Source organism: Streptomyces sp. NBC_01571 (assembly GCF_026339875.1).
Lineage (GTDB): Bacteria > Actinomycetota > Actinomycetes > Streptomycetales > Streptomycetaceae > Streptomyces.
The window spans coordinates 3,998,695-4,025,493 of the sequence record NZ_JAPEPZ010000001.1; the positions used below are offsets into that span (position 1 = coordinate 3,998,695).

26 protein-coding genes, 1 tRNA gene and 1 pseudogene are annotated in these 26,799 nt (G+C 71.5%); 11 read left to right on the forward strand and 17 right to left on the reverse strand.

What is annotated here, in order from left to right; genetic code table 11:
• Positions 1–115: 115 nt before the first annotated feature.
• The 3 genes from OHB41_RS17955 to OHB41_RS17965 all read left to right on the forward strand — a co-directional run bounded on the left by OHB41_RS17955 (position 116) and on the right by OHB41_RS17965 (position 7,029).
• On the forward strand, positions 116–3,829 hold the full coding sequence (locus OHB41_RS17955; protein WP_266699249.1) for a S8 family serine peptidase: 3,714 nt from the start codon (positions 116–118) through the stop codon (positions 3,827–3,829).
• Positions 3,830–4,155: 326 nt separating this feature from the next.
• Positions 4,156–4,491: a hypothetical protein gene (locus tag OHB41_RS17960; RefSeq protein ID WP_266699250.1), complete on the forward strand. Its 336-nt coding sequence runs from the start codon at positions 4,156–4,158 to the stop codon at positions 4,489–4,491.
• Positions 4,492–4,857: 366 nt separating this feature from the next.
• Positions 4,858–7,029, forward strand: a complete 2,172-nt coding sequence (locus OHB41_RS17965) for an FG-GAP repeat domain-containing protein (protein ID WP_266699251.1) — start codon at positions 4,858–4,860, stop codon at positions 7,027–7,029.
• Positions 7,030–7,420: 391 nt separating this feature from the next.
• Here OHB41_RS17965 and OHB41_RS17970 read toward each other — a convergent pair.
• Positions 7,421–7,579: pseudogene (locus tag OHB41_RS17970) on the reverse strand (alpha/beta fold hydrolase); the annotation flags it as partial.
• A gap of 266 nt (positions 7,580–7,845) precedes the next feature.
• On the opposite strand from OHB41_RS17970, the gene OHB41_RS17975 reads away from it, so the two are divergent.
• Both OHB41_RS17975 and OHB41_RS17980 read left to right on the forward strand, forming a co-directional pair.
• Positions 7,846–8,286 (forward strand): site-specific integrase, encoded by a 441-nt coding sequence (locus tag OHB41_RS17975; protein WP_266699252.1) that lies wholly within the window; start codon positions 7,846–7,848, stop codon positions 8,284–8,286.
• Between the two features lie 215 nt (positions 8,287–8,501).
• Positions 8,502–8,777: a site-specific integrase gene (locus OHB41_RS17980; RefSeq protein ID WP_266699253.1), complete on the forward strand. Its 276-nt coding sequence runs from the start codon at positions 8,502–8,504 to the stop codon at positions 8,775–8,777.
• A gap of 180 nt (positions 8,778–8,957) precedes the next feature.
• Here the strand turns inward: OHB41_RS17980 and OHB41_RS17985 are convergent.
• A tRNA-Arg gene (locus OHB41_RS17985) sits at positions 8,958–9,030 on the reverse strand.
• Between the two features lie 310 nt (positions 9,031–9,340).
• Between OHB41_RS17985 and OHB41_RS17990 the strand changes: the two genes are divergently transcribed.
• From OHB41_RS17990 to OHB41_RS18005, 4 genes are all read left to right on the forward strand, one after another.
• Positions 9,341–10,948, forward strand: coding sequence for a dynamin family protein (locus OHB41_RS17990; protein WP_266699254.1), 1,608 nt, complete (start codon positions 9,341–9,343; stop codon positions 10,946–10,948).
• 5 nt (positions 10,949–10,953) lie between these two features.
• Complete coding sequence (locus OHB41_RS17995; protein ID WP_266699255.1) at positions 10,954–13,206, forward strand: GTPase; 2,253 nt, start codon at positions 10,954–10,956, stop codon at positions 13,204–13,206.
• A gap of 267 nt (positions 13,207–13,473) precedes the next feature.
• Positions 13,474–13,944 carry a single-stranded DNA-binding protein gene (locus tag OHB41_RS18000; protein WP_266699256.1) on the forward strand — a complete coding sequence of 157 codons (471 nt, stop codon included), beginning with the start codon at positions 13,474–13,476 and terminating at the stop codon, positions 13,942–13,944.
• A gap of 350 nt (positions 13,945–14,294) precedes the next feature.
• Positions 14,295–15,722, forward strand: a complete 1,428-nt coding sequence (locus OHB41_RS18005; RefSeq protein ID WP_266699257.1) for a Cys-Gln thioester bond-forming surface protein — start codon at positions 14,295–14,297, stop codon at positions 15,720–15,722.
• A 235-nt stretch (positions 15,723–15,957) separates the two neighbouring features.
• On the opposite strand, the gene OHB41_RS18010 is transcribed toward OHB41_RS18005, so the two are convergent.
• The 4 genes from OHB41_RS18010 to OHB41_RS18025 all read right to left on the reverse strand — a co-directional run bounded on the left by OHB41_RS18010 (position 15,958) and on the right by OHB41_RS18025 (position 19,030).
• Entirely contained in the window at positions 15,958–16,572 is a 615-nt protein-coding gene (locus tag OHB41_RS18010; protein WP_266699258.1) for a sigma-70 family RNA polymerase sigma factor, read from the reverse strand.
• Between the two features lie 117 nt (positions 16,573–16,689).
• Positions 16,690–17,388: a hypothetical protein gene (locus tag OHB41_RS18015; protein WP_266699259.1), complete on the reverse strand. Its 699-nt coding sequence runs from the start codon at positions 17,386–17,388 to the stop codon at positions 16,690–16,692.
• Between the two features lie 214 nt (positions 17,389–17,602).
• Positions 17,603–18,403: a YcnI family copper-binding membrane protein gene (locus OHB41_RS18020; protein ID WP_266699260.1), complete on the reverse strand. Its 801-nt coding sequence runs from the start codon at positions 18,401–18,403 to the stop codon at positions 17,603–17,605.
• A gap of 48 nt (positions 18,404–18,451) precedes the next feature.
• A complete protein-coding gene (locus OHB41_RS18025; RefSeq protein WP_266699261.1) occupies positions 18,452–19,030 on the reverse strand; it encodes a hypothetical protein in 579 nt (192 codons plus the stop codon).
• Positions 19,031–19,160: 130 nt separating this feature from the next.
• Here OHB41_RS18025 and OHB41_RS18030 point away from each other — a divergent pair, with 130 nt between their 5' ends.
• Positions 19,161–20,120, forward strand: a complete 960-nt coding sequence (locus OHB41_RS18030; RefSeq protein WP_266699262.1) for a D-2-hydroxyacid dehydrogenase family protein — start codon at positions 19,161–19,163, stop codon at positions 20,118–20,120.
• Positions 20,121–20,211: 91 nt separating this feature from the next.
• Here the strand turns inward: OHB41_RS18030 and OHB41_RS18035 are convergent, their stop codons facing one another.
• Positions 20,212–20,805, reverse strand: coding sequence for a DUF2087 domain-containing protein (locus OHB41_RS18035; RefSeq protein ID WP_266699263.1), 594 nt, complete (start codon positions 20,803–20,805; stop codon positions 20,212–20,214).
• Between the two features lie 202 nt (positions 20,806–21,007).
• Here OHB41_RS18035 and OHB41_RS18040 point away from each other — a divergent pair, with 202 nt between their 5' ends.
• The gene (locus OHB41_RS18040) at positions 21,008–21,307 is read left to right on the forward strand and encodes a chaplin (protein ID WP_266699264.1); all 300 of its coding nucleotides are present in this window, start codon (positions 21,008–21,010) and stop codon (positions 21,305–21,307) included.
• Positions 21,308–21,421: 114 nt separating this feature from the next.
• On the opposite strand, the gene OHB41_RS18045 is transcribed toward OHB41_RS18040, so the two are convergent.
• The 10 genes from OHB41_RS18045 to OHB41_RS18090 form a co-directional block, all read right to left on the reverse strand.
• Complete coding sequence (locus OHB41_RS18045; protein WP_266699265.1) at positions 21,422–22,288, reverse strand: tyrosinase family protein; 867 nt, start codon at positions 22,286–22,288, stop codon at positions 21,422–21,424.
• A complete protein-coding gene (locus OHB41_RS18050) occupies positions 22,272–22,697 on the reverse strand; it encodes a tyrosinase family oxidase copper chaperone (protein WP_266699266.1) in 426 nt (141 codons plus the stop codon). Before OHB41_RS18050 ends, OHB41_RS18045 begins: the two co-directional genes overlap by 17 nt.
• A 70-nt stretch (positions 22,698–22,767) precedes the next feature.
• On the reverse strand, positions 22,768–23,286 hold the full coding sequence (locus tag OHB41_RS18055) for a hypothetical protein (protein ID WP_266699267.1): 519 nt from the start codon (positions 23,284–23,286) through the stop codon (positions 22,768–22,770).
• Positions 23,287–23,393: 107 nt separating this feature from the next.
• Entirely contained in the window at positions 23,394–23,978 is a 585-nt protein-coding gene (locus OHB41_RS18060; protein ID WP_266699268.1) for a vitamin K epoxide reductase family protein, read from the reverse strand.
• Positions 23,978–24,475: a DUF5949 family protein gene (locus tag OHB41_RS18065; RefSeq protein ID WP_266699269.1), complete on the reverse strand. Its 498-nt coding sequence runs from the start codon at positions 24,473–24,475 to the stop codon at positions 23,978–23,980. The genes OHB41_RS18060 and OHB41_RS18065 overlap by 1 nt, the downstream gene beginning before the upstream one ends.
• Positions 24,476–24,772: 297 nt before the next feature.
• Positions 24,773–25,021: a chaplin gene (locus tag OHB41_RS18070; RefSeq protein ID WP_266699270.1), complete on the reverse strand. Its 249-nt coding sequence runs from the start codon at positions 25,019–25,021 to the stop codon at positions 24,773–24,775.
• Positions 25,022–25,105: 84 nt separating this feature from the next.
• Positions 25,106–25,408 carry a hypothetical protein gene (locus OHB41_RS18075; RefSeq protein ID WP_266699271.1) on the reverse strand — a complete coding sequence of 101 codons (303 nt, stop codon included), beginning with the start codon at positions 25,406–25,408 and terminating at the stop codon, positions 25,106–25,108.
• 241 nt (positions 25,409–25,649) lie between these two features.
• Positions 25,650–25,805 (reverse strand): hypothetical protein, encoded by a 156-nt coding sequence (locus tag OHB41_RS18080; RefSeq protein WP_266699272.1) that lies wholly within the window; start codon positions 25,803–25,805, stop codon positions 25,650–25,652.
• Positions 25,802–25,969, reverse strand: coding sequence for a hypothetical protein (locus tag OHB41_RS18085; RefSeq protein WP_266699273.1), 168 nt, complete (start codon positions 25,967–25,969; stop codon positions 25,802–25,804). Before OHB41_RS18085 ends, OHB41_RS18080 begins: the two co-directional genes overlap by 4 nt.
• 304 nt (positions 25,970–26,273) lie before the next feature.
• Positions 26,274–26,513, reverse strand: coding sequence for a chaplin (locus OHB41_RS18090; RefSeq protein ID WP_266699274.1), 240 nt, complete (start codon positions 26,511–26,513; stop codon positions 26,274–26,276).
• Positions 26,514–26,799: the final 286 nt, after the last annotated feature.

Below are 26,799 nucleotides of genomic sequence, written 5' to 3' on the forward strand. Positions count from 1 at the left end.
GCGCGGCGCAACTGTGCCATGGCACAAGAGTGACGTGTGCGACGCCTTGAACGACGGCGGGGGCGGCCGGAGGATCCAGTGATCTTTCGCTCTTCGCCGCGTCTCAGGAGTTTCCTTGCCCAAGGTTCCCATCCCCCGGCCCGGGCCGATCGCCCTCGCCGTGGCGGCCGCGCTCACACTCGGCGTCCTACCGGCGTCTGCCGCTGTGTCCGCGTACTCCGCCGGTGAGGTGTCGCACGACGACGCCGGACACCGGCCCCCCGGCGATGCCGGCACCCACACCGTCACCCTGATCACGGGTGACAAGGTCACCATCGGGACCGCCGCCGACGGCACCGTCGTGCGCTCCTTCCAGGCCGCGAGCGGAGCCACCACCGGCTTCCACCGCGCCGTCCTGGACGGCGCCACCTACGTCTACCCCGACTCCGCGCTGCCGTACGTGAGCGCCGGCAAACTCGACAAGCAGCTCTTCAACGTGACGCGGCTGATCTCCGAGGGCTACGACGACGCGCACAGCTCCCGGCTGCCGCTGATCGTGCGCTACACCGGAGCCGCCGCCAAGTCCCGCACCCGGACGAAGATGTCCGGCTCGACCGAGGTCCGCCGCCTGGACAGCATCCAGGGCGCGGCCCTCGCGCAGAACCACAAGCAGGCACCGGAGTTCTGGTCCTCGCTCACCGGGGGTTCCGGCGCGGCGGCCCGGTCCGCGAAGCCGTCCTTCGCGGGCGGCGTCGCCAACGTGTGGCTCGACGGCAAGGTGCAGGCCGACCTGGCCGACTCCACCGCCCAGATCGGCGCCCAGAAAGTATGGGCGGAGGGCGACACCGGCCAGGGCGTGAAGGTCGCGATGCTCGACAGCGGCGCGGACACCGAACACCCGGACCTGGTCGGGCAGGTGTCCGACAGCGCCAGCTTCGTCCCCGGCGAGGACGACATCGCCGACTACAACGGCCACGGCACGCACGTCGCCTCGACCATCGTCGGCACGGGCAGTGCCTCCGACGGCAAGGAGCGGGGTGTCGCCTCCGGCGCCCGGCTGGCCGTCGGCAAGGTGCTCAACTCCGAGGGCAGCGGCCAGGAATCCTGGATCATCGCGGGCATGGAGTGGGCCGCCCGCGACCAGAAGGCCAGGATCATCAGCATGAGCCTGGGCGGCGGCGGTGACAGGACCGACCCGATGAGCCAGGCCGTCGACGAACTCAGCCACGACACGGGCGCGTTGTTCGTGATCGCGGCGGGCAACGGCGGCCCGCACTCCATCAGCAGCCCCGGTGCCGCGGACGCCGCGCTGACCGTCGGCGCCGTCGACTCCACCGACACGCTCGCCGACTTCTCCAGCCAGGGCCCGCGGGACGGCGACGGCGGGCTGAAGCCGGAGATCACCGCGCCCGGCGTCGACATCGTCGCGGCGCGCTCGCACTACAAGCGCGGCTCCGGCTACTACACCACGATGAGCGGTACGTCGATGGCGACGCCGCACGTCGCCGGTGCCGCCGCCCTCCTCGCCTCCGAGCACCCCGACTGGACGGGCACCCAGCTCAAGGAGGCGCTGGTCAGCAGCGTCAAGGCAACCCCGGCGTACACCCCGTACCAGGCGGGTGCCGGCCGGCTCGACGCGCTGGCGGCCGTGCACACCACGGTCTTCGCCACCACGACCGCGTACTCCGGCTTCCACACGTGGCCCCCGAAGCCCGGAGAGACCGACGTCCAGACGGTGACGTACACCAACGTCGGCGACGCCCCGGCCGACCTCGACCTGGCGGTCAACGGCACCGTCCCGGCAGGGTTGTTCAGCCTCTCCGCCGACCACGTCACCGTGCCCGCCCACGGCACCGCCACGGTCACCCTGACGGCGGTTCTGGACAAGCTGGCCGGCGACCAGTCGGTCAGCGCCATGATCACCGGTACGGACGGCAGCGGAGCCGTCCGCGCCCGGACCCTGATCGGCGCGGCCCGAGAGGGCCGGCGCCAGAATCTGACCGTCGTCGCGAAGGACCGTGCGGGCAAGCCGCTGGCGGGACGGGTCGTCCTCACCGCGGAGCACCTCTTCACGGTGATGGACCTCGACGCGTCCGGCACCGGCACCACGCGGCTGCCCGTCGGCAGCTACAGCGGCTGGCTCACCGGGGACGTGCAGGGCGCCGAAGGCCCGAACTCGCTCGGCATGGTGCTACTCGCCTTCAACGACGTGAAGCTGGACCAGGACCGCACCGTCACGCTGGACGGCCGCAAGGCGCGCCGGATCCTGGCGCGCGTGCCGCAGCAGACCACCGCCGTCGCGCCGCGCCTGGACGCCCACCGGTCCTTCACCGACAGCCTGGTGGAGACGTCGATGCTGCCCAACCCGTCGTACGACAGCGTCTGGGCGCTCCCGACCGGCAAGAAGGTCACCGACGGCGAGTTCGAGGCCGGCGCCCGCTTCCGCCTCGAGCAGCCGGCGCTGACCTTGAGCACGAAGTCGACGACCTTCAACGACCCGCTGGTCAAGCGCGCGGCCACGCCGCTGCCCGCCGGTAGCCGGAACCTGACGGCGGTCTTCGCCGGCGGCGGCACGGCCGAGGAGCTCGCGCGGCAGAACGTGCGCGGCAAGGCCGTCGTGGTGCGCGGCGCGGGCACGGAAGGGATCAAGGCGCAGGCGGAGGCGGCCGCGGCGGCCGGTGCCCGGCTGCTGCTGGTCGTCAACGACGGCGTCGGCCGTCTGGAGCCCTGGGACGAGGCCCCCTGGAGCCCGGAGAGCCCGGCCCCGGTGACGGTGGCGACGCTCACCGCCGACCAGGGCGCGGAGCTGATCGGCTCGCTCCGGCACGGCGCGGTGTCGCTGAAGGTCACCTCGCACCCCACGACGGACTACGTCTACGACGTGGTGCACCACTGGACCGGAGCCGTCCCGGCGGACCCGACCTGGCGCGAGGAGCCCAAGGACCTCGGCCGGGTGAACGTCTCCTTCCGGAACTACCGGCAGGGCAAGGCGATGGAGTTCCGTCCGGACGTCTGGCGCGGCTGGGCCGTCGGGAACCAGCTCACGGCGCCCGCCCAGGGCGAGCGCACCGACTGGGTCACCGCCGGCACCACGTGGCTGGACGACGCCTTCATCCAGGGCGAGACCGGACAGCACTCCATCGACCCGCTGCAGTACCCGGCGCGCAAGACCGGCAAGGTCAGCTGGTTCGGCCCGATCCAGCGGCCCCGCATGGGCCCGGTGAACTACCAGCCCGTGCGCTACCTCGACACGATGTACATCACCGCGCCCGGCTGGGGCGACTCGGGGTCCGGCCACGTCGGCGACGCCGGCGCGAACTTCGACGTCAAGGACTGGATGTCGCTCTACCAGGGCGACCAGCAGCTCGACTGGGGCAACGCCGAGTACCTGCAGGTTCCCGGGCTCGGTGCGGAGCGCCTGCCCTACCGGCTGGTCCTCGACAACGACCGTGGCGCCTGGGCCAACCCGTACTCGACGCACACGCTGACCGAGTGGAACTTCACCTCCGCGGTCACCGGCGGCGAGTCGGCGGTGTCACTGCCGCTGATCCAGCTCGACTACGGCGTGGACACCGACAAGTCCGGCCGCGCCGACCGGCACGCCGGGCTGACGGTGACCGCCTCGCACCTGCCGGGCACCACCGCCGCCATCGCGAAGCCGTCCGTCGAGGTCTCCTACGACGACGGTGCGACCTGGCAGCGGACCGACCTGAGCCGGTGCGGTGACGGATGGCGGACGAACCTGCGCGCGCCGCGGTCGGCCGGCTTCGCCACCCTTCGGGTCGGCGCCCGGGACAGCGCGGGCAACACCGTCTCGCAGACGATCACCCGGGCCTTCGGCCTGCGCTGACGTCACACCCCGGGAGGTCACCCGGGACAGCACCGCGTGGGTGGGACCGCAGCCGGCGGCCCCGCCCACGCGGCATGCGTCGGGCGCCCTCAGCCTGGGAAGCTGCGGGCCCTTGCAGTCCGTTGATGTGCTGACCTGGGCGAAGGCCAGGGGCATGGCCTACTCGTGCTCGGTCGCTTTCACCGTGATTCCCCGCTGTTCCCCGCTCGATCTGGTGCGGTTGTGGTGCGGTCCTCGTTGTGGCGGTCGCGCTCACGATCCCTTCTACGCCCGGAGCCGCGGCCCCAGGGCATGACGGCACTCCGGGCGTAGAAGAGGATGCGGCCATGGGATCAATGCAACCGGACACGACCTGGCCGTTCCCCGCGGTCGCCTTCCCCTCGGAGTTGCTGGCGATCGTCCAGCGCACAGTCGCCGAAGGGCAGTTCCCGGCTCTGATGGTGATCCACGACGAAGAGGATGACTGGCTCCTGTGCGACAGCATCCACGATCCGAACGCCGACGGCGCCTCGATCGTGACGCACATTGATCACGTCCTCGCCCAGGACTCGTCAATCGCAGAGCTGGCCGGCATGCCACCAGGGCACATCGCAGAGCGATCGAATGATCAGAGTCCGTGGGAGATCAGGCCATGGACGTACCCGAGTGACGAGGAGACCTGACCTGCTGCCCAACACGCTTTCCAGCTGTGGTGGTGGGGTGTTGGGCTGTGTGCAGGGGTGTTCACCTGGGTTCATGACCGGCCGGCCCGTGGCCAGGAGCGGCCTTCAGGTCTCGGCTGAACGTCGGCGGACTGTGGGGGCACAAAGGTCTTCGGGAGCCACCTCGGGACTACGTCACGGTGCGGCTCGCGGACGACACCAGGGTCCGCCGGCTGCCCTGCTGGACGCGCTGGCCGAATTTCTCTGAGCAGGGGGAGGGAAGCCCTCGCGTGGGCCGATCTTGGCTGATATACGCTGCGCCTGACTTGATCGAACAGATCGGCGAATCCGTGCCACCGGATACGCCCTGCCCGGGGGGGCATTCCCATGACTTCGCAGTTCCGCGCGGTGCTCGGCATCGCGCTCACTCCCGTCCTCACCCTGGCGGCCGCGGCCCCGGCCGCCGCCCACACCACGGCCGCGGTCGCGGCCACCGGCACCACCGCCACGGCCACCGGCACTGCCCCGGCCGCCGTCGAGACGCGTGCGCCGGGCCCGTGGGGCACCCGCACCCTGCACGCCCCGAACCCCAACCCCGTCTCCGCCTCGGGTGGGGTGAACGCCTTGGAGTCGGCCGGGAACGGCGCCCTCGTCTCCCTCACCGGCGACGGGCTCTCCCGTTCCACCCGGATCCGGCCCGCCGGCAGCACCCGCTGGCTCGCCCCGCAGACCTGGCCGGACGCCGGCGGGTACAACACCGAGCTTGTCTCGCTCGGCGACGGGTCAGTGCGTCTGGTCTGGCGGGGCGAGCGTGCCGACGACCACAACAACTACTGGCTGAAGGTGGCCACCCTCGCGCCCGGCGCGACCGCCTTCTCCGAGCCCGAGTACGTCGCCGCGGTCCCCCAGAAGGGCTACCACCACCTGGCGGCGGCCCCCGACGGCCGGCTGGTCGCCGTGTGGTCGGTCTCCGGTGTGGTGAAGGCCGCCGAGAAGACCGGCCCGCGGGCCGCGTGGACCGCTCCGGCCGACCTCAACGAGCAGCCGCCGTCCGGCAGCCGGGACATTTCCGGCATGGACCTGGCGGTCGCCAAGGACGGCACCGCCCTGCTGGTGTGGCAGTGGCAGGCAAGCAAGGCCGTCGTCGCCCTGGAGAAGGCCCCCGGTGCGTCCGCCTGGACCGCGGCCCAGGACTTCCCGGTCCCGGGCGTGGACCTGGCGCGCCCGAAGGTGTTCGCTGATCCACAGGGCGGCTTCGACGTCTTCTACGACGACACCGCGCACCTCATGCACACGCGCCGGCCCGTCGGCGCCACGCAGTGGAGCACCCCGCGGTCCGCCGCCAACTATGGCAGCACGTACGGGATGACGGCGCCCGTCTACCTGCCCGACGGCGACCTCTTCGTCGCCGGCGGGCCCGGCTACTCGACCGGCCCCTGGTACGCGGTGCGCTCGGCGGCCACTGGCGCCTGGCAGCCGTACACGCAGCCCTTCTCCACGCACGAGAAGGTGCGCGCGGTCGACGCGGCCGCCACCTCGGGCGGCACGGTCACGGTGACGTGGCGGGAGGGCTACTCGAGCGAGGAGTACACGATGGCCGCCGTCTTCAAGGGCGGCACCTGGTCCGCCCCGCGGCGGCTGAGCGCGACGAGTGCCCAGTTCACCGGGGCGCCCCAGGTGGCCGCCGACGAGCTCGGCCGGCCCGTCGTGCTGTGGGACGAGTACAAGCGGACCGAGACGAACAGCTTCGTCCTGGACGGCGTCTACCAGGCCACCACCACCAGCCGGGCGTTGCCCAAGTGGCGTGACTACACGGACGACGGCAAGGCCGACCTGTTCGGCCGCAACAGCACCGGGCTGAAGGTGTACGCGGGCGACGCGACGAAGCTGTCCGCGGGGCAGCGCGCGAGCAGCTGGCCGACGGGCACGCTCGTGCTGCCGTTCGGCGACCTCGACGGCGACCACTGCAGCGACGTGTTCGTCCGCTACCCGAAGGGCGAGGCCCGCGTCTACCCGACGATCTGCGGCGGGCTGCCCGACCAGCAGTCGTTCCACGTCAAGGTCTCCTCGGACTGGAGCGGGTACGACGCGGTCGTCTCGCCAGGCGACGTGACGGGCGACGGGCGGGCCGACCTGCTGACCCGGTCCGCCTCGACCGGGAAGCTCTACTTGTACGCGAACAACGGCGCGGGCGGCTTCAAGGCCCGCTCGCTCGCCGGGTCCGGCTTCGGCGGCTACAAGAGGCTGATCGCCGCCGGGGACCTCGACGGCGACGGCAAGAACGACCTGCTGGCCCTCGACGCGTCGAACGAGCTGTGGCGGTTCAGGGGTACCGGCGCCGGCACGTTCACGCCCCGGTCGCTGGTCTTCAAGGACTGGGGCACCTCCTACAAGGACGTCGTCGGCGGGCTCGATCTGTCCGGGGACGGCCGGGCCGACCTGATCTCGCTGGACAAGGACGGCCGGGCCTGGCTGAACCGGGGCAACGGCCACGGCGGCTTCGACAACCGGTCGCAGGTCGGCAAGGCCACGAACTGGTCGGACATCCGCATCTCCTAACGGCGCGGATCCGGGGGCCACTCGGGACCACGGGGGTTTTGGGGGCCGGCTTCGCGTCTGGTTCCGGTTCCGGCGGGTCCGTCCGGACCACCTCGACCCGGAAGGGCAGCGGACCGGCCGGGTCAGGCATCCGCAGTCGCGCCGTGACGCCCGGCCGAGCAGGGCGCCGTCCACTTTTATGGACGGCGCTCTGCCCTTGGGGCGTTTCCAGGCCCGCTGCCCCTGCACGGACGACACGCTGCGGCCTGAGTCAGACACCTTCGAGGAGACGTTCCTCGTCCAAGTCCAAGCGGACCGGACGCGGGGCGACTGGATCGATCCGACAAACGGTTCCTTCGAGACCAGTGGTTCGCAGCCGCCACACCGACGCGGGTGTTCCCAGCTGCAGGTCCTACGCGTCGACTGCGCCGTCAACGGCGGCCGGGTCGAGGGAGTCGATGTCCTCCATGAATCTCAGCATCCGGGCGTTGGCCAGGTCGGGGTGGTCGATCTGCGGTCCGTGGCCAGTTGCCGCGACGATTTCGGCGCGGGCGCCGGGGATGACACGCGGTCACCTGGGCCGATGTGTGGAAGTCATCGACGAGGTGGCACACGACGACGACGAGCCGTTCTCCACAGTCGTGGTCACCCCACCCGTGCAGGGGTGGAGAACGCAAGAACACCGCCAAGACCCTGCCGGCCGTCACGATCGCCCTGCTACGGGCCCAGCCAGCCCAGTTCGCCCCGGTGGCAGTGCGGACCGCGTTGCGTGAGTGGGCGTTCAACGCGTCCCGTCGTGCCGAAGCCCCCCGGGACGTGGTGACCATCCTCAGGTGGGTGGAACGCAACTCTCTGCCCGTCTCGGCCTGGGAGGACGCCAAGAGGGCCGATGAGGTCCTGAGAGCCGTCGACACGCGCCTCGACGGCAGGCGGGCGGCGGCCTGGTCCAGGAAGCGGCACCGCCGGATCCTCAACGTCGTCATGAAGCACGCGATCCGGCGGCGCGTCCCGCGGACCAACCCGCTCCCCAAGGGCAAGGAGTCGACGGCCGTCACCAGGACCAGCAACGCCGTGGACAAGCGGTCCTTGCCGAACGCGGACCAGGCGGCGGCGCTCCTCGACTGGATCCGGCGCCGGCCTCGCGGCGGAAAGCGGCTGCACGCGTTCTTCGCGACGCTGTACTACTGCGGTCTCCGGCCGGAGGAAGCGGTGGCCATGCGCGTGCACGACGTCACCCCCCCGGCCCGGATGCCGCGGACCAGTGGTGCGAGCTGCTGATCCACACGGCGACCCCGGAGGTCGGCAAGCAGTGGACCGACACCGGAGAGATCCACGAGGAACGCGACCTGAAGGGCCGCGCCGAGGGCGAGACACGCAGCGCGCCGGGGCATCCGTCACTGACCCGCATCCTGCGGCAGCACATCGAGGACGAACGGCTCAAGCCCGGTGACCTGCTCTTCCAGGGGGAGAACGGCGGCATTCTCGCGGGCTCGGTGATCCGCCGGGCATGGCGCGGCGCGCGGAAGGCCGTCCTGCCCCCACACGTCTTCGAGTCGCCCACGGGACGGCGCGTGTACGACAACCGCCACACCCGCCTGACCAAGTGGCTGAACGACGGGATTCCACCCGCACAGGTGGCGGACTGGGCCGGCAACAGCGTCCCGGTGCTCCTGGCGACCTACGCGCGATGCGTCGAAGGGCAGCTTCCTGACCTGAAACGGCGCCTCGAAACCGCGGGAGATCTCCTCGAGCCGCCCGACGCGGGCTGAGGCTTCCCGCCCGAAAACTTCGACACGTATTCGACACAGCCACCCGCGAAAACCCGGTGACAGCCGGACGGCCCCGGACCTTGCCCTTGATCATCGCGGCGGTGTTCGGGGCTTCGTCGGTCCGAGGGAAACATGCCCTGACCTGCAAAAAGCCCTCCCATAGGGGAGGGCGGAGACTTGCGCCCCCGGCAGGACTCGAACCTGCGGCCAAGCGCTTAGAAGGCGCCTGCTCTATCCACTGAGCTACGGGGGCCGGGTGTGGTGGCCGGTGTCGCAGTGCCCGGGTGTGGGCCGATCCGTGACCTTGTCGGGGACAAGGATAGGGCTCCCGGGTCCTTGTCCCTGGCGCTTCACCTCCGTGGCTCGATGTGGAGGTTCAGTGAAGCGGTCCTGATAATCGCAGGCAGGTACGAATCATGCACCGCTTTTGGCGCCCGGCGCCCCGGGTGTTGTGCACTCGTTATGCCTGCACCCCAGTCGCCCCTTCCGCCCCATGTGTCCTGTCGGCGCGCAGGCGTGGCCATATGCTTCAGAAAGCCTCCAAAATTGGGCATTCTTCGCATGTGGTGACCTTGGACGTACGGCCCCAGCTGCTCGACGCACTCTCCGCCCTGCGCGACCGTGTCGCCGCCGCACGCTTCCCGCTGCCCCTGGCGGGGGCTCCACGCGCGCGTGCCAACCGCGACGAACTGCTCGCACAGCTCAACGACTATTTGGTGCCCCGGTTGAGAGACCCCGAAGCGCCGCTTCTGGCCGTGATCGGTGGATCCACCGGGGCGGGTAAATCCACCCTCGTCAACTCCATTGTGGGACGCCGGGTCAGCGAGGCCGGGGTACTCCGGCCGACGACCCGTACACCGGTACTGGTGTGTCATCCGGAGGATCATCACTGGTTCAGCGGAATGCGGGTGCTCCCCGACCTCACCCGTGTGTGGATGCCCCACCAGGAGCCCGGCGACGACCTGCCCGCATCCGTCGAGCGAGGCGAACGGGTGCTGCGGGTCGAGACCGTCGACACCCTCCCCCGCGGCCTCGCCCTGCTCGACGCCCCCGACGTCGACTCCTTGGTCGCCGAGAACCGCGTACTCGCCGCGGAACTGATCAGCGCGGCCGACATCTGGGTCATGGTGACCACGGCCGCGCGGTACGCCGATGCCGTCCCCTGGCACCTGCTGCGCACCGCCAAGGAGCACAAGGCGACCCTCGTCACCGTCCTCGACCGGGTGCCCCACCAGGTGGTGTCCGAGGTGTCGCGGCAGTACGGCGCCCTGCTGACCAAGGCCGGGCTCGGCGAGGTGCCCCGCTTCACGGTGCCCGAGCTGCCCGAGTCGGCGTGGGGTGGCGGCCTGCTGCCCGCCTCCGCCGTCGCGCCGTTGCGTACGTGGCTCGTGCACCAGACACAGGACGCAGGCGCCAGACGCCAGGCGATGGCCCGTACCGCCCATGGGGTCCTCGACTCCCTGAATGTCCGGATGCCCGAACTGGCGAACGCGGCCGCGGCCCAGTACGCGGCCGCGCTGCGGCTCACCGCTGCCGTCGACGGCGCGTACGACAGGGAGCACGCGCGCGTGCAGGGGCGTTTGCAGGCCGGTGCCGTGCTCGCCGGGGACGCGCTCAAGCGGTGGCGCGCCTATCCGCTGGACTGCACCGCCGGCGAGTTGCTCGACTCGCTCGTCGAGAGTCTTGCCGCCCTGATGCTGTGCACCGTCACGGCCGCCGACGAGCGCGTGGACGAGGCCTGGCGCCGCGAACCGGCCGCCGGGGTTCCGGAGCTGACGGACCGGGACCCGGCCCTGGAGAGCCCCGAGCATCGGATCGGAGTGGCCGTACGACGGTGGCGACGGGTCCTGGAGGAGTACGCCGAGGAGGAGGTCCGCCACCTCGACAAGAGCGCGGCCCCGGACACCGAGGCCGTCGCCGCGCTGGTCGCCACCACGCTCCTGGGCGGCAACAGGGCGCATGCCGCGGGTGAGCAGCTCGCCGACCGGATCGGCGCGCAGGGTGCCCTGCGGCTGCGCGAACGGGGCGGACACCTCCTCACCGAGTACCTCGATCAGACGCTGCACACCGAGCGCGAACGGCGCCTGGCCCCGCTCGACGCCCTCGACGTCCATCCGGAGCCCCAGTCCGAACTCATCGCCGCGCTGTCCGTACTGCAGAAGGAGAGGTGACCGCGATGACCGCCGTCACAGACCACACGGACCACACGGACCACCCAGATCACACGAATCGCTCAGATCACACGGGCCACGCCGCTCACATCGAGCACGCCGGTGACGGGTCCTCCGAAAACGGCGTGTCGGACCACGACCCGTCCGAGCGGGATGCCTCCGCCCAGGACGCCTCCGCCCAGGGCACACCGGGCGACGGCCCCTCCTGGGGGTCCCACGACGAGGACCGGTCTCCGGCGGCGGCCCGCAAGGAAATCGCGGACAGGGAGCCCGCACCTGGGACGGCCCGGGACGGCCACAAGGACCGCAACGACCACGAGGCCCGCACGGACCGTGAGGCCCGCGAGGGCCACGGAACCCATGAGCCGCGCGAGAACCGTGCGGCCCGCGAGACCCGCGAGGGCACCGAGGACACTGAGGACACCGGGAACCGCCCCCCGGGCACCCCTCACCGCGCCGGCCACACGCCCCTGGAGCGCGACCCGGCACACACGCGCGTGAAGGACGACGCCGGGCACGCGCGCGTGAAGGGCGACGGCGCCCCCGCCCGTACCGAAGCCGAGTCCGTCTGGGACGACGGGCTGATCGCCCGCCGCGCGTCCGACGCCCCCACGGCTCAGGAAACCCCGGCCCCGGAGGTCAGGACCGCCACCCAGGCCCCGCCGCCCCCTCTCGCGTACGACGGGCCCCTGCGGTCGCGACTCGACGCGCTCCGGGAGCTGGTCGGACTGTCGCGCGCCCGTCTCGACGCCAGGACGCTCGCCGAGGCGGGCAGGGTTCTCGACGAGGCGGCCGCGCGGCGCAAGCTCTCCGGACAGCACACCGTCGTCGCCATCGCCGGCGCCACCGGCAGCGGCAAGTCGCAGCTCTTCAACGCGCTCGCCGGGGTGACCATCTCGGAGACCGGCGTCCGCAGGCCGACCACCGCGGCGCCCATCGCCTGCAGTTGGAGCGACGGCGCGGCGACGCTCATCGACCGGCTCGGCATCCCGGGGCGGCTGCGCAGGCGTCCTCTGCAGAGCCCGGAAACGGATGCCCAGTTGCACGGCCTCGTCCTGGTCGACCTGCCCGACCACGACTCCGCCGCCGTCCAGCACCGCGAACACGTGGATCGCATCCTGGCGCTCGTCGACGCGGTCATCTGGGTCGTGGATCCCGAGAAGTACGCGGACGCCATGCTTCATGAGCGCTATCTGCGGCCCATGGCGGGGCACGCGGAGGTCTCCTTCGTGGTCCTCAACCAGGTGGACCGGCTGCCCGGCGAGGCCGCCGACCAGGTCCTCGACGACCTGCGCAGGCTGCTCGACGAGGACGGGATCGCGCTGGGCGAGTACGGCGAACCGGGCGCGACCGTGCTCGCGCTGTCCGCGCTCACCGGGGAAGGCGTCGGCGAACTGCGGGAGGCACTCGGGCAGTTCGTGGCCGAGCGCGGCGCCGCCGCACGTCGAATCTCGGCCGATCTCGACGCGGCCGCCACTCGGCTGCGGCCCCTGTACGCGACCGGTCAGCGCACGGGGCTCAGCGAGGAGGCGCGCGACGAGTTCTCGGACCGGCTCGCGGACGCGGTGGGCGCCACCGCGGCCGGCCAGGCGGCCGAGCGCGCGTGGCGCCGCAACGCCAACCGCGCCTGCGGCACACCCTGGCTGCGGCTGTGGCGCTGGTGCCAGGACCGGCGCGACCCACCGACCGGACGGCATGCGCTGCGGATGCCCGCCGACGAGGAGGCCACGGCTCGCCAGCGTGTCGAGCAGGCCGTCCGTACGGTGGCGGACCGGGCGGCCCGCGGTCTCCCCGCGCCCTGGGCACTGGCGGTGCGCGAGGCGGCCGTACGCGGCGCACGGGGGCTGCCGGAGGCTCTGGACGAGATGGCGACGCGTGCCGCGACACCGGCGGGGCGGCCGCCACGGCCGGGCTGGTGGCCGGTCGCCGTCCTCGCGCAGGCGTCGATGACGATCCTTCAGGTCGTCGGCGGGCTGTGGCTGCTGGGGCAGATCGTCGGGTTCATGGCGCCGAACCTCTGGGTGCCGGTGCTGCTGATGGTGGCGGGCATCATCGGCGGCCCGTTCGTCGAGTGGAGCAGCAGACTGGCGGCGCGCGGGCCGGCCCGGCGGTACGGACTCGACGCGGAACGACGGTTGCGGGAGGCCGCCGCCGGGTGCGGGCGGGCGCGGGTCCTGGATCCGGTGGCGGCGGAGCTGCTGCGGTATCGGGAGGTACGGGAGCAGTTCGGGCGGGTCACGGGGGCTTCGGTCGGTTGACCGGGCTGGCCGGTTGACCGGGGCTGGTCGGCTGGCCAGGGCTGGTGGTGGACCCGGACTGGTCGCCTGTCCGGGGCCGGTCGGTTGAGGACCGGGGCCGGACGACCGATGGCCTCGCACTCCTGCGGGTGAAGCGGTTGTCCACAATTCTCGGACCGTGCACAGCGTCCAGCGGGCTCGGCCCGGCGAAGGCAGTCTGAACTCGCGGCGATCGCAGCGCATGCGATCGCCGCGACAGACGCAGTCGTACGGGAGAGGGGTCCGGGCATGAACGAGACGATGGTCTGCGCGGTGGGCAACGTGGCGACGCAGCCGGTGTACCGAGAGCTGGCGAGCGGGGCTTCGGCGAGGTTCCGCCTCGCGGTGACGGCGCGGTACTGGGACCGCGAGAAGAGCACGTGGACGGACGGGCACACCAACTTCTTCACCGTGTGGGCCAATCGAGCGCTCGCCACCAACGTGGGGGCGTCCCTGTCGGTGGGCGATCCCGTCATCGTGCAGGGCAGGCTGAAGGTACGCACCGAGGTGCGCGAGGGACAGAGCTGGACGTCGGCGGACATCGACGCGGTGGCGATCGGCCACGACCTCTCACGCGGCACTTCGGCTTTCCGGCGCCCGCACAAGGAGGGTGACGCACCGTCGGCTTCCCGATCGCCCGAGCCCAACTGGGAGACGGAGCCCGGAAGTCCGCCCGAGGCAGCTACCCCTCCGCGGGCGACGCCGGCCGGGGTGACCTGAGCCCGGGTGAGGACGGTCGCGTGCGCGGCCGGACGGTGAACGCGGCGAGGGTGCCGCTGCCGTGCTCATCCCCGTCGCCGGACGCTCCGACCGAACTGCGGCCTATCGACGCATACATGCGGTTTCTGCATGGAATGCTTCGCCGACACCCGCCATGGATTTGTCGATAAGCGCAGCTCACAGCCTTGCTGACCGATAACGATTCCGATTCGGATCGGTTATTCGGATGGAATGCCCGGGGGGCGTGGTGCGCCGCGTCCTTAGGATGCCGGGCATAGCTCACGGGGCTTCTGATTCTGCTGGCGGGACCGTCCCCCCATGTCAACGGGTCCTGCTCGAAGGGGAATTCTGTGTTTTCTGCGCTCTCTGCGTTCTCTGCGGCGTCCGCTTCGGCGGCGGCGCGCAGGCGAGGGACCGGCCGCCTCCTCGCCGCGACGACGGTGTCGGGGCTCGTCGCCGCCGGGGCGATGGTCACCGCGGGTCCGGCCGTCGCGGACGAGGTCCCGCAGAGTCAGGGCGGCGCGACCGCGACCATCACCGGACTGAAGACGTACGGGTCCGCGGTGATCCACGACAACGGCCAGGACCAGCAGGTGTCCGCGGGTCTCTTCGAGATGTCCGTCGACAACGGCGGCATGCTGCAGACCTACTGCATCGACCTCCACAACCCGACCCAGCGGGACGCCAAGTACCAGGAGACGTCCTGGAGCGGCACGTCGCTGAACGGCAACAAGGACGCGGGCCGGATCCGCTGGATCCTGCAGCACTCCTACCCCCAGGTGAACGACCTGGCGGCGCTGGCCGACAAGGCCGGGGCGAGCGGCCTCACCGAGCAGGACGCCGCGGCCGGCACACAGGTGGCCATCTGGCGGTATTCGGACGGCGCCGACGTGGACGCGGTGAACCCGCGGGCGGAGAAGCTCGCGGACTATCTGCAGAAGAGCGCGCGGAACATGCCGGAGCCCAAGTCGTCACTGACCCTCGATCCGCCAGCGATCTCCGGTCACGCCGGCGAGAAGGTGGGCCCGATCACGGTGCACACCGACGCGGACAGTGTGACGGTGACACCACCCGCGGACGCCTTCGCGAGCGGCGTGAAGGTCGTCGACAAGGACGGCAGGCCGATCACCTCCGCGGCCAACGGCAGCCGGCTCTACTTCGACGTGCCGGAGGACGGCACGGACGGCTCGGCGGCGCTGACCGTGCAGGCGTCGACGACCGTGCCGGTCGGCCGGGCCTTCGCCTCGGAGACCCGCAGCCAGACGCAGATCCTGGCCGGCTCCAGCGAGTCGACGGTCTCCGCGACGGCGACGGCGACCTGGGCCGCAAAGGGCGCGATACCCGCGCTCTCCGCCGAGAAGAACTGTGCCGCGGGCGGTGTGGACGTCATGGTGGCCAACGCCGGCGACGCGCCGTTCACCTTCGAGCTGATGGATGCCGAACACACCGTCGCGGCCGGTGAGTCCGTGACGGTGACGGTCCCGCTGCGGGAGGACCAGGCATACGCCTTCGCGGTCACGGGTGCGAACGGCTTCGAGAAGCGGTTCACCGGCATGCTCGACTGCAAGACGCAGGGCAGCGCGAGTGACGTCACGACCCAGACGGTCGGTGAGCCCAGCCCGGCCGTGTTGGACGCCGCTTCCGGGGGCACCGACCTCGCCGAGACGGGCGGCTCCGGCGCGACCCCGATCATCGCGGGCACAGCCATCGCCCTGGTCGTCCTCGGTGGCGGGGTCGTGTTCCTCCTCCGCCAGAAGGAGACGCCGACGCGGGACTGAACAGGCGCCGGACAGGCACTGGGCTGCACTGCACCTTGGCAACTCAACAGCGAGTGACCGCGAGCCCGGTGCGCTCGTGAGCCCACGGCCCCGGCCTGCCCCCCAGGCGTCCGGGGCCGCGCTCCTCTCCGGCCGGCCTGTCACCGCTCGCGTCTGGTCTCGACAGGCACCGCCGCCCTTCGTACCAGGCCTGCCCCGTGAGACCCCCGGCACCTCTCGGGGCAGGCCGTTCCCATCAGGCCGCCGCGTCGACCAGCCCGCAGAGCTCGGCGTCGGACAGCGAGGCGACGAGGGAGCTACGGGCACGGGCCACCCGTGAGCGGACCGTGCCGACCGGGCAGTCGCTCACCAGGGCCGCCTCCGCGTAGGGAAGTCCCAGGAGCTGGGTCAGCACGAAGGCCTCTCGGCGCTCCTCGGGCAGCCCGGCCAGCAGGTCGTCGAGCGCGATGCCTTCGTCGAAGCCCGGCAGACCGCGCGGCTGGGCCCGTTCGACGGCGAGTTGCCAGTCGTCGAAGTCGGCCGGCCGGGGCCGGGTGGCCGCGTTCCGGAAGCTGTCGACCACGGCACGGCGCGCGATGGCCAGCAGCCATGCGCGGGCCGAGGAGCGGCCCTCGAAACGGTGCAGGCTGCCGAGGGCGCGCAGGAAGGTGTCCTGGGCAAGGTCGTCCGCGGTCTGGGGGTCCGCGCCGAGATAGGCGACGTAGCGGCGTACGTCTCGGTGGAGAGCGCGGACGAAGTGGTCCACGGCTTCGGGGTCGCCGCCGCGGGCGGCCATCGCCCAGGCCGTCAACGAGGCGTCACGTGAGGTGGGCAGGGCAGGAGTGGTCACCTGGTGTCCTTCTCGGGTCATCCGGAATCCCGCGCCGGCGCACAGGAGTGGGCCGTGGGTCCGGTGAGGGAGACGGCCGCGCGCACAGGCACGGCCGGCCCGGGGCGCACGGTGGTCGCCCCGGGATACCGGCTGTCGTCAGACGACAGCGGTCCCGGCGGGCGGACCCCGAGAAGTGATCGCGTGGACGAGAAGGAGCAGGCGCGGAGCGCGCGCCGGGCGATGACGGCGCAGGCGCGGGCGCGGGTGGCCCACCGGGGCGGGCAGCGCCAGGAGCAGCCGCAGCGGGGCGGCCAGCCGGGCCGCGAGGGCCCGCAGGACGCGGAAGGCGGCGCGCTCTCCGTGCGCGAGCCAGAGGCCGCAGAGCAGGGCGGCCAGCAGGTGGGCGGCGAGCATGCCGAGCGAGGAGGCGCCGCCCGCCGCGCCGCCCATGTGGTCCATGGCCCCCATGGTCCCCATGTTCATGGAGTCCATATCCGCGGGCCCCATGGGCATGGCATCAGTGGACATGGAGCCAGCGGTCATGGCTCCCCCGGACATGGAGCCCCTTCCCGGGGTGCCCGTTGTGGGCGTGGTGGTTGCAGACGCCTGGGCGAGCGAGAACGCCGAGTGGAGTGCCGCCTGAGTGACCATCACCGCGGCCACGATCAGGGGCAGTCCACGCTCCCGGCCGGCCAGGCCCCACCCCGTGCCGCCGATCACCACCACCGAGGCGCCGAGGACCCACGGAGGCACCTCGCGGCCGGACATCATCACGTGCCCGAGGGCGGCGAGCAGCACACAGACGGCGGCGAACACCGCGGCCCGTACCGTGCGCGAACACCACCCAGCTGTCATGGCGGCCTCATCCTCGCATCCGTGCGCCGGTCGTCACGGAGAGGTACGGAAATTTCCCACGCCTCGCTCACGCCCGGGCCGGGCCCCGTCATCCGGGGGACCGCAGCGCATGCCGGAGGGGCGGTCGCGGGCGCGCTTCGGCGGCCCGTCGCCCCGTCGGCGGCATTACCGCCGGGCGGCGGCCGGCGGGGCGAGGACTGTCCGTTCGCCGGGGTTACGAACCGGCGTTGCGGCCGCGTACGAGGGCGAACGCCGCCGCGCCCAGGCCGAGGACGCCCACGACCAGCCCGGCGATGCCCAGGCCTCGTGCCGTGGAGTCACTGCTCGACGCCGAGCTCTCGGCCGCGGGAGCCGGAGCCGAGCTCGACGCCGCCGACGTGTCAGAGCCCGACTCCGAACCCGACCCCGAATCCGCGGACGAGCCCGCACCGGAGTCCGCGTCGGAACCGGTCTCCCCCGCCGCCTTGGCGGTGAGGGCGAGCACCGGTGCCGGGTTCTCCGGCTCCTCCCCGCCCTTCTGCGTCTCCTCGATCCAGCGGGCGACATTGCCGTCCGAGTACGTCTGCAGCGTCTTGAACGCCAACTGGCCGGTGTCGTCGGGCAGCTGCCCGAAAGCGACGTCGAAGTCCTGGAACTGGCCGTGCCGGATCCGGCCGCCGGTCCAGGTGATCTCCGAGACGGCCTCGGTGATGGTGCCGTCGTCGGTCTTGACGGGGGTCTTGAGCTTCGTGGTCGTCACCTTCGCCGTCCAGCCGCTCTGGGGGGTGACGAGTACGCCGAGGACCGGGTGGTCCGTCGGGAGGAAGACCTGCACCTTCGTTGTGCTGGCGGTGTCCTCCTCGTTGGGGACGCGGAAGGTCAGGACACCGTCCGTGGCGCCCTTGGCGTAGCTCCCGGGGTGGACGGTCACGTGCGCGGAGGCGGCACCGGCGGCGGTCAGGATCCCGGCCGCGGTGAGGGCGGTGACGAGGCCCGCGCGGCGCAGGGCGGTGCGCATCGGAGGCACTGAGAACATCGAGGGCATCGGGGACATCGGCGGAACTCCGTACTGGTGGGATTGCGGTCAGGGCGCGTACGACAGCCCCGGCGGTGGTCCCCGGCGGGACACCGCGTGCCGCAGCAGTACCTGCCGAAGCGGCCCGGGCGCGGCGGCGTCCGGGCAACCGGCGTCCGGCCGGACCGGGCCGGCCGGTCCCGTCCGCACCCGCCACCAGGCCGCGAGCCCCGGAACCAGCGCGACGGCCCGGCGCAGCAGGCACCAGAACGCCGCTTCGCCGCGACGCAGCCACCAGGTCGCCAGCACGGCTGCCGCCACATGGGCCGCCGTGGCGTGGGGGGTCATGGCGTGCGGGTAGCCCATGGGCATGCCGTGCATGTTCATCGTCATCCGCGGCCTGGCCGCCTCGAACGCGACGTGCAGTCCGGCCTGAGTGGCGAGCATCCCGCCGCCGATCCCGAGGAGTGAGCGTTCGCGCCCGCTCAGCAGACAGCCGGCCGCGAACACGGCGAGGAATCCGGCCCCGTCCGCCCACAGCGGTGGGGCCTCCCCCGAAGCGAGCCCGTGACCACCGGCGGCCAGCAGCACGCACAGCGCGGCGAACACCGCCGCGCGCAGGCTCCGTACCTCTGGGGACGCACTCATGAAGCCCAGATACTGCCACGGGGAGCGAACGGCCGTCGCGGCTTCCCCCTCAGTCGCCGCCCGCGAGAGCTCCGCGGCGGCCGCGAACGCCTCTCGGTTAGGCTCCGGTCGAGCCTGGGAGGGACCTGACATGCGACTTCGCTGTGCTGTGCTCGACGACTACCAGGGGGTGGCGACCGAGGTCGTCGACTGGTCGCCGGTCGCGGACGACGTCGAGGTGGTCGGGTTCCGCGAACACCTTGCCGACGAGGACGCGCTGGCCGCCGCCCTCGCGGACTTCGAGATCGTCGTGACGCTGCGCGAGCGGGTTCCCTTCCCCGCCTCGTTGCTGGCCCGGCTGCCCCGCCTGAAGCTGCTGATCGCCTCCGGGATGCGCAACACGGTGATCGACTACGTGGCCGCCGAGGCGCAGGGGGTGACTGTGTGCGGCACCCCGAGTTCCTCGACGCCTCCGGTCGAGCTGACGTGGGCGCTGCTGCTGGGTCTCGCGCGAGGTCTCGTCGAGGAGAACGGCGCGTTGCGGGCGGGCGGCTCCTGGCAGAGCACCCTGGGCGCCGATCTGCACGGACGCCGGCTGGGTCTGCTCGGGCTCGGGAAGATCGGCGGCAGGGTGGCGCGGGTGGGCCTCGCGTTCGGGATGCGGGTCGGCGCGTGGAGCCGGAACCTCACCGAGGAGCGCGCCGAAGAGGTCGGGGTGGAACGGGCGGCCTCCAAGGAGGAGTTGCTCGCGAGCAGCGACTTCGTCTCGGTGCACCTCGCGCTGGGCGAGAGCACCCGTGGTCTGGTGGGCGCCGCCGAACTGGCCCTCCTCAAACCGACCGCCTATCTCGTCAACACCTCACGCGCGGCGATCGTCGACCAGGACGCGCTGCTCGCGGCCCTGCGCGAGGGCCGGATCGCCGGGGCGGGGGTGGACGTGTTCGATGTGGAGCCGCTCCCCGCCGACCACCCCATGCGTACGGCGCCGCGTCTTCTCGCCACCCCGCATCTGGGCTATGTGTCGCGGGCCAACTACGAGGCGTATTACGGCGGGGCGGTCGAGGACATCCAGGCCTTCCTCACGGGCAGGCCCGTACGCCTCCTCGGCTGAGGACGCAGCCGGACCGAACCGGATCGGCCGAACCAGCCCGGCCCGGCCCCGCCCAGCCCGGCCCGGCCCGGCCCGGCCCGGAAGCGTCGGTTCAGACCTGTGCGGGCCGCCAGTAGAAACCGTACTGCCGGGTCAGATGGTGCAGGTCCACGAGGTAACGCCGGAGGGTCACATGGTCGACCGGCGCGTCCTCGCACCAGACGCGCAGTTTCTCGTTGACGGTCCGCTCGGGGTACTCGACGCCCGGTTCGAAGGTCTGCTCGGCGATGTGCCGGAGCACGACCAGCTTGCGCTGCCACTGGGCGGGGAGCCGGACCAGGCGCCCGCCGCGTACGAAGGTCCGCAGGACGGCCTCGGTCGGCTCGTCCTCGGAGCCGTGGGTCTCGGGAGGTGTCCGGGTGCCGCGTGCGAGTCGCCTGAAGTGGCCGTAGGCAACGGCCAGTCCCCCGTCGTCGGTGATGACGTCCTGGCTCAGCAGCCGGCGCAGCGCCGTGATCGCGTCCCTCGGGGACAGTCCGGCCTGCTCCATGACCTTCGTGGGGGTGTCCGCGCCGAGGGCCACCGCGGCGAAGGCGCGGACCCGGATCTCCTCGGCGAACAGCCCGGGCAGCGGGTCGATCGGCTGGTTGATCGGCGGGTCGATCGGTGGGGCGGCCGACGGGGAGTTCGACAGGTCGGTAGGCATGCCCGGCAGGCTAATTGAGGGCGCGGTGCGAGCCGTAGTGGATTTCCGCCCGCGGCGGCCCGGGTACGGCTGGGCGGCGGACGTCCCGTCCGAAATGAGTGATCCACCGATGTACGCCGTGACCGGCCGTGGGCGTGCGCGTTGAAGGATGAGTGCAGCCGCGTTCGAGCGGCCGCGCTCACCGATCCAAAGGAGAAACGTGATGTCGCGCATCGCGAAGGCAGCCGGTGTCGCTCTCGGCACGGGCGCCGTGGTCCTCAGCGGGGCCGGTCTTGCCATGGCGGACGCGGGCGCCCAGGGTGCGGCCGTCGGCTCCCCCGGCGTCCTTTCGGGCAATGTCGTCCAGGTCCCGGTCGACGTGCCGGTCAACCTCTGCGGGAACACCGTCGACGTCGTCGGTCTGCTGAACCCGGCCGTCGGCAACGCCTGCGCCAACGTCGGCGCCCCCGCCCCGGTCACCAACGTCCCGGTCACCCCCGCCCCGGGCGGCTACGGCAACTGACCGCCGTACGCACGAGGAAGGCCCCCGCAGCATGTGCTGCCGGGGGCCTCGCCGTGACCCGGGCGACACCGCTTCCCACGCGAGCGGGCAGCGGCGGGATACGGGCTGCGGGCTCTACGCGTACCGGTAGATCCTGCTGTGGTTCTCCAGTTCGTCCGGCGTGACGTCCCAGGGCGGCATCCGTTCGTGCCGGGCGACGATCCGTCCGTGCTGGTCGTTGCCGGAGCCCGGTGGCCGGGCGGGCAGGTAGCGGGCACCCCGGTGACGTTGCTGCCAGCGGGACCACTGGAGGTCCACGAAGGCGTGGTGCAGCCAGAAGACGGGATCGTTGACCGAGGCGCCGCCGAGCATGGCGCCGCCGACCCAGCGGTGGACCCGGTTGTGGTTGTGCCAGGCCGTGCTCCCGGACCCGCGCCCCCACCCTTCGAGCTTGTTGCGGAAGCCCTTGGTGGACGTGGAGTTCCAGGGGGCGGTGTCGTAGACGGGGTCGGCGAGGGCCGAGTCCAGTTCACGCTTCGTGGGCAGTTCGAACGGGTCCTGCCGACGCCCTAAGTCGCGGGTGAGGTAGGCGCCGTCGGTCACCCCCTCCTTGATCGTCCAATTCCCGTGGGCGTAGGCGAAGGGGCCGGTCATGACCTGGCGGTCGGAGCGCCGCCCGTTGCCTCCGAGCAGGTCCGCGGTCCAGGGTACGGAGGACGGCTTCCGCTCCCGTGTCCAGTCCCAGTAGGGCACGCTCACTCCGGAGTCCACGCGGCGCAGCGCCCGCTCCAGATCCAGCAGGAACCGCCGATGCCAGGGCAGGAACGAGGGGGCCATGTGGGCCGTGCGCAGGCCCCGGTCGCCGTCCGCCACGTAGTGGTCGATGTGCATCCGCACGAACTCGTCGTACTCGCCCCGGCGTTTGATCTCCAGCATCGCGTCGACGAACCGGCGTCGCTCCGCGCCGGTCAGCTTGCTGACGTTCTTACGCGTGTACACCATGGTGGCCGCTCCCCTCCGCCTCGACGCCGCGAAGGTGCTCCGAGGGGCCCAGTTCGTCGACGGCCGCACGCGCGGCAGCCAGCGCGGTCGGATACGACTCGTAGTGGTCCACCATGCTCAGATAGGTGCCGTCCGCGCGGCGCATCAGGTACAGCGGCCGGCCGTCGACGGTGACCTGCCACTCACCTCCGCCGACCGCGGCACGGCCGCCCACTCCGGTCCTGGCGCCCAGGAGGTGGCGTCCGTGGTAGACCTCGTCGAACGGGAGGTCGTCGGGGCCGGCCGGGTGCGGGGGCCATGATGCGGCGACGACGGGGGCCAGTACCGCGGCGGCCGCCGACGCGAGCAGGCCGTGCATCACACCCCTCCGGGTCACCGGCACGCTGCTCGACACTCTGCTGACGGACATGGTTCTCTCCTCGGCGGATCCGGTCGGATGAAGCGGCGGTGACCCACACGGCACAGGGCTCGTGGTGCGGTTACGCCCCCGCGCCCATGCCCAGGTCGGCCTCCGGCACCGTCTTCAGCAGCGGTGTGAGGACGGCGACCTGGGGGAGCTTCGGGTCGGGCATGCCGGGCTGTGCGGGGTTCGGCGCGGTGAGCGGGGCGTCCAGGGACAGTCCGGGGGTCAAGGCCGCCAGGTCGGCCGCGGGCGCGTCGAGCCCGAGGTGGTCGGAGCCCTCTCCGAGGACGTGCGGAAGGATCGTCCGCACGTCCGCCCCCGGCAGCCCGGCGCTGACCGGCAGTTGTGGCACGGCCCGGTCCGGGAGCAGTCGGCCCTCCACGTACCGCGGCCCTGCCGGGCTGCCCGGCATGGGTACCGGCAGTTGCCCGGCGATGTCGGGCACGGGCAGGTTGAGACCCCGTTCCACACCGTCCAGGGGGACGGGGACAGGAACCGTTCCGGCGGCGACGGCCGGGGTCACGGCGGCGGCACCGATCACTGCCGCGACACCGGTCACGACGGCGGCGCGAGTTCCTCGGGTGGTCGGCTTCATCTCAGGTACGGTCCCTTTCAGGATTCGGGGCTCTGGGTCCGTGGTCCGTACCGGGTAACGATCCCGCGGACGACTTCACCTCAAGATTCCCCCGACGGACTCAATGGTCAGCTCGTCCAGAAATCCCACCAGCGGGTCAGGATCAGCATGCCGATGACACCGACGTGCAGCAGCGGGAAAACCCAGGTGAATTCACCCAGGAATCCCCTCAACCCACGAGGTGCGGGCAGGAAATTATTTCGTACGTTGAATGACGTCACGTACCAGAACATGATGATCGTGGCGACCCAGGCCAAGCAGCACCACAGGCACAGCGAGTTGATGCGGTACAGCGACTGGAACTGCAGCCAGGTGCAGAATCCGACGCCGAAGAGGGTGCCGGCGTTGAAGGTCAGCCAGTACCAGCGCGGGAAGGTGGCCCGCGCCAGCAGGCTCACTCCGACGCAGATCACGATGCCGTACGCCACCAGGCCCAGCATCGGATTGGGGAACCCGAAGGCCGAGGCCTGGTCGCTCTTCATGATGTTGCCGCAGGAGACGACCGGGTTCAGACTGCATCCCGGCACGAAGTCCGGGTTCTCCAGCAGCTTGAACTTGTCGATCGTGATGACCCACGCGGCGAGCAGGCCGGCCGCACCGGTGATCAACAGCAACAGGGCGAGCGCACGGCTGCCCCCCGCGGTCCGCGTCATCAGCCGCGCAGGCTGCGCGCGGGCAGGAGCACGTGCGCCGCGCTGAGCAGGGTTTCCTCGTCACCGGCGAACGCGGCCAGACTCTCGGGGGCGACGGGCCTGCCCGGCTCCGCCTCGGGCCAGGCCCGGGTGGCGAACAGGAAGTAGGCGTAGCCGCGTTCGCCGACCGCCACGAGCCATTCCGGTGGCACGACGCACTGGGCATTGAGGTAGGGCATGGTGACGACGGCCTGGCCGGCCTCGACGAGCAGGGTGAGCGGCAGGCTCGGCTGCCGTGATCCGTCGAGGAGCGTGTCCCCGATGGGCAGACCGTTGTTGCGCAGCAGTTCCTCGATGGCGACCGTGGAGGCACCGGCGCCGCCCTCGCCGTCACCCAGGGAATAGGCGAGGAGATAGGGCATGTCTCCGTCAGGGGCTTCACCACTGAAGGCCATGACGGCGAGCGTGCCGAGATCTGCGGCCCGGAAAGGACGCGTTTCGCTTGAGGTTGAGGTCACCGCGGAACCTTATCGACGCACCCGAACGGACCTCACGCTTTCTCACCCGACCGGGCGACAAGCGGGCGGGTGACCACACGAAAGAGGGACACGCCTCGAACACGCCAGGCGCCGACCCATTCGAAAGGGCCGGATCCGCGGGGCACCGAGCCGACCCTTCCCTCTGAATGACGGCCTCCGCCGCGGATGGCGCGACGTCGGTAATGTGCGTAATCAGTCCAGCGCGCTATCAGTCCAGCACATAATCAGTCCAGCGCGTCATCGGTGGTGCGCTCGATCTGTGGTGCGCGCAAGCTGTCACTGGTCGGCGCAGGTGTTCCCGAACGCAGGGTTCAGCACACCGACGACGTCGACCGTGGTGCCGCAGAGGTTCACCGGAACATGCACGGGCCCTGGATGACGTTGCCGGAGGCGATACCGGGGGACCCGAGAGGACCTGAGTGCCGCGCCCTCCGCACCCGTGTCAGCGACGGCGCTGCCGGCCGCGGCGCCTCCGGCCATTCCGGCGGTGACGAAAAGGAGCGCGGCCTTCTTGGCGGTGTTCATCGTCGGGCCTTTCCTCGGGGATGTGCCACAGCCCGGGGATACGTCCACAGCACTTCCGGAAAAGACACGCGCCGAATGAATCGATCAGCTCTGGAGCGGAAGTCCGCCGAGCAGCTGCGCGGGGCCACCAGTCGAGTTGAGCGTCTTCGTGGTGCCGTTCAGGGAGTTGAGGACCGAGCCCTTCTTCTCGGTGTCGAGCGCGTCCGACTGGTGCTGCAGGGGCTGCACGTCCTTCAGGCTGAGCGAGCGCTGGCTGGTGATGGTCTCCAGGGCGCCGTTGAGGCTGGTGGGCGTGAGGTCGGAGGCCCCGGCCGCAAAGGCGGGCGCGGCGGCACCAGCGATGACCATGGACCCGGCGACGACAGCGGCGGCCTTCAGGGACTTCATCGTGTTCCTTTCTTCGGCAACTCGCGTCACCGGCGGGAGTTTTTCACTGCGCCCTGACTAACGAGCCCCGCACTGGACGGAAACCCCGTGTGCAGAAGATTCCTGCACCCCACCCGAACACCCCACCCGGGAACGGCGCGTCGCATTCTCATACAAGAACCGCCGATAAGCCGACGACGCGAAACGACCGTCGTGCCGACCGGATCGGTCGGCACGACGGCGGGCGGAGGAACACGTCGCCTCAGGCGCCGCTCCCCGTACCCGAGAGGGCGGGGGACCGGTCACCGGCGTCCACGTGGTCGACGTACACGACGCGGGCGATCGCGGCGCGGGCCTTGACCGCGCGGGCGATCACGGCGCGGGCGATCGGTTCGCCGTACACGTCGTGGGCGATCACGTCGTCGGCAGGCCGGGCAGGTTCGGTGCGGGCAGGCCACCACCGAGTACGACGGCGACGGCGAAGTTGACGAGGCCCGTCACCACAGCGGTGGCCGCGGGCACCACCTGGGTGGCATCGCCGGACGTGACCGCCTCGACCAGCGCGTCGACCGCCTTCTGCAACGCGGCGAGTGCGTCGCCCGCGAGGCTCGCCGCAGCTCGCGAACCCCTGGCGCTCGGCGCCTTGTCGTCCTGCTGCTCGGCGCAGCCGCGCGGGTGCTTGGAATCGTGTGCCCACCGTGTAAGCCGCCATCGCCTTGTGCAACCGTACGAACGCACCGTGCAATCACCCCTCGCCCCTATCACCCCCATCGCCGCTGGTGAGGAGCCACACCGGGGTCGCGCACCCCCTTCCCCCGTTCGGGGCAACGCGGACCGGCCGCCCTCCCGTTGGGGAGGACGGCCGGCAGAAGGGTCCGAGCCGACGTCAGTCGTTGGCGCAGGTGTCGCCGAACCCGGGGTTCAGCAGGCCGATCACGTCGACGGTGTCCCCGCAGACGTTGACCGGGACGTGGACCGGGACCTCCAGGACGTTGCCCGACAGGAGGCCGGGAGAGTTGGCGGCCGCGCCGTTTGCGCCACTGTCGGCGGCGGCGATGCCGGCGGTGCCCGCCATGGCGGCGGCGGCAACGGAGGTCAGGACCAGGCCCTTCGCGATACGCGACATGGAGAAGTGCTCCTTGAAATCGTCACAACAGCCGGGCGGAATGCCCAGCGCTGGAATCAACGCGCGGGGCACGCACGGGTTGTGCCTCCAAAGGAGTGATCTCACGAACCCCCGGACGACGGTTCCAGGGGCCCCGGGGAGTCACGCGCACCCCCTGACCCCGACCGGTTCTCCGGCATTACGACACACTTGTCAGGTTTCGACAAATAAATACAGATAAGAGCTAGAGTCGGTCACCTCCCGAGGCTGCTTGGAACCAGATGTCGGAAGGCGTCCCGAAACCGAC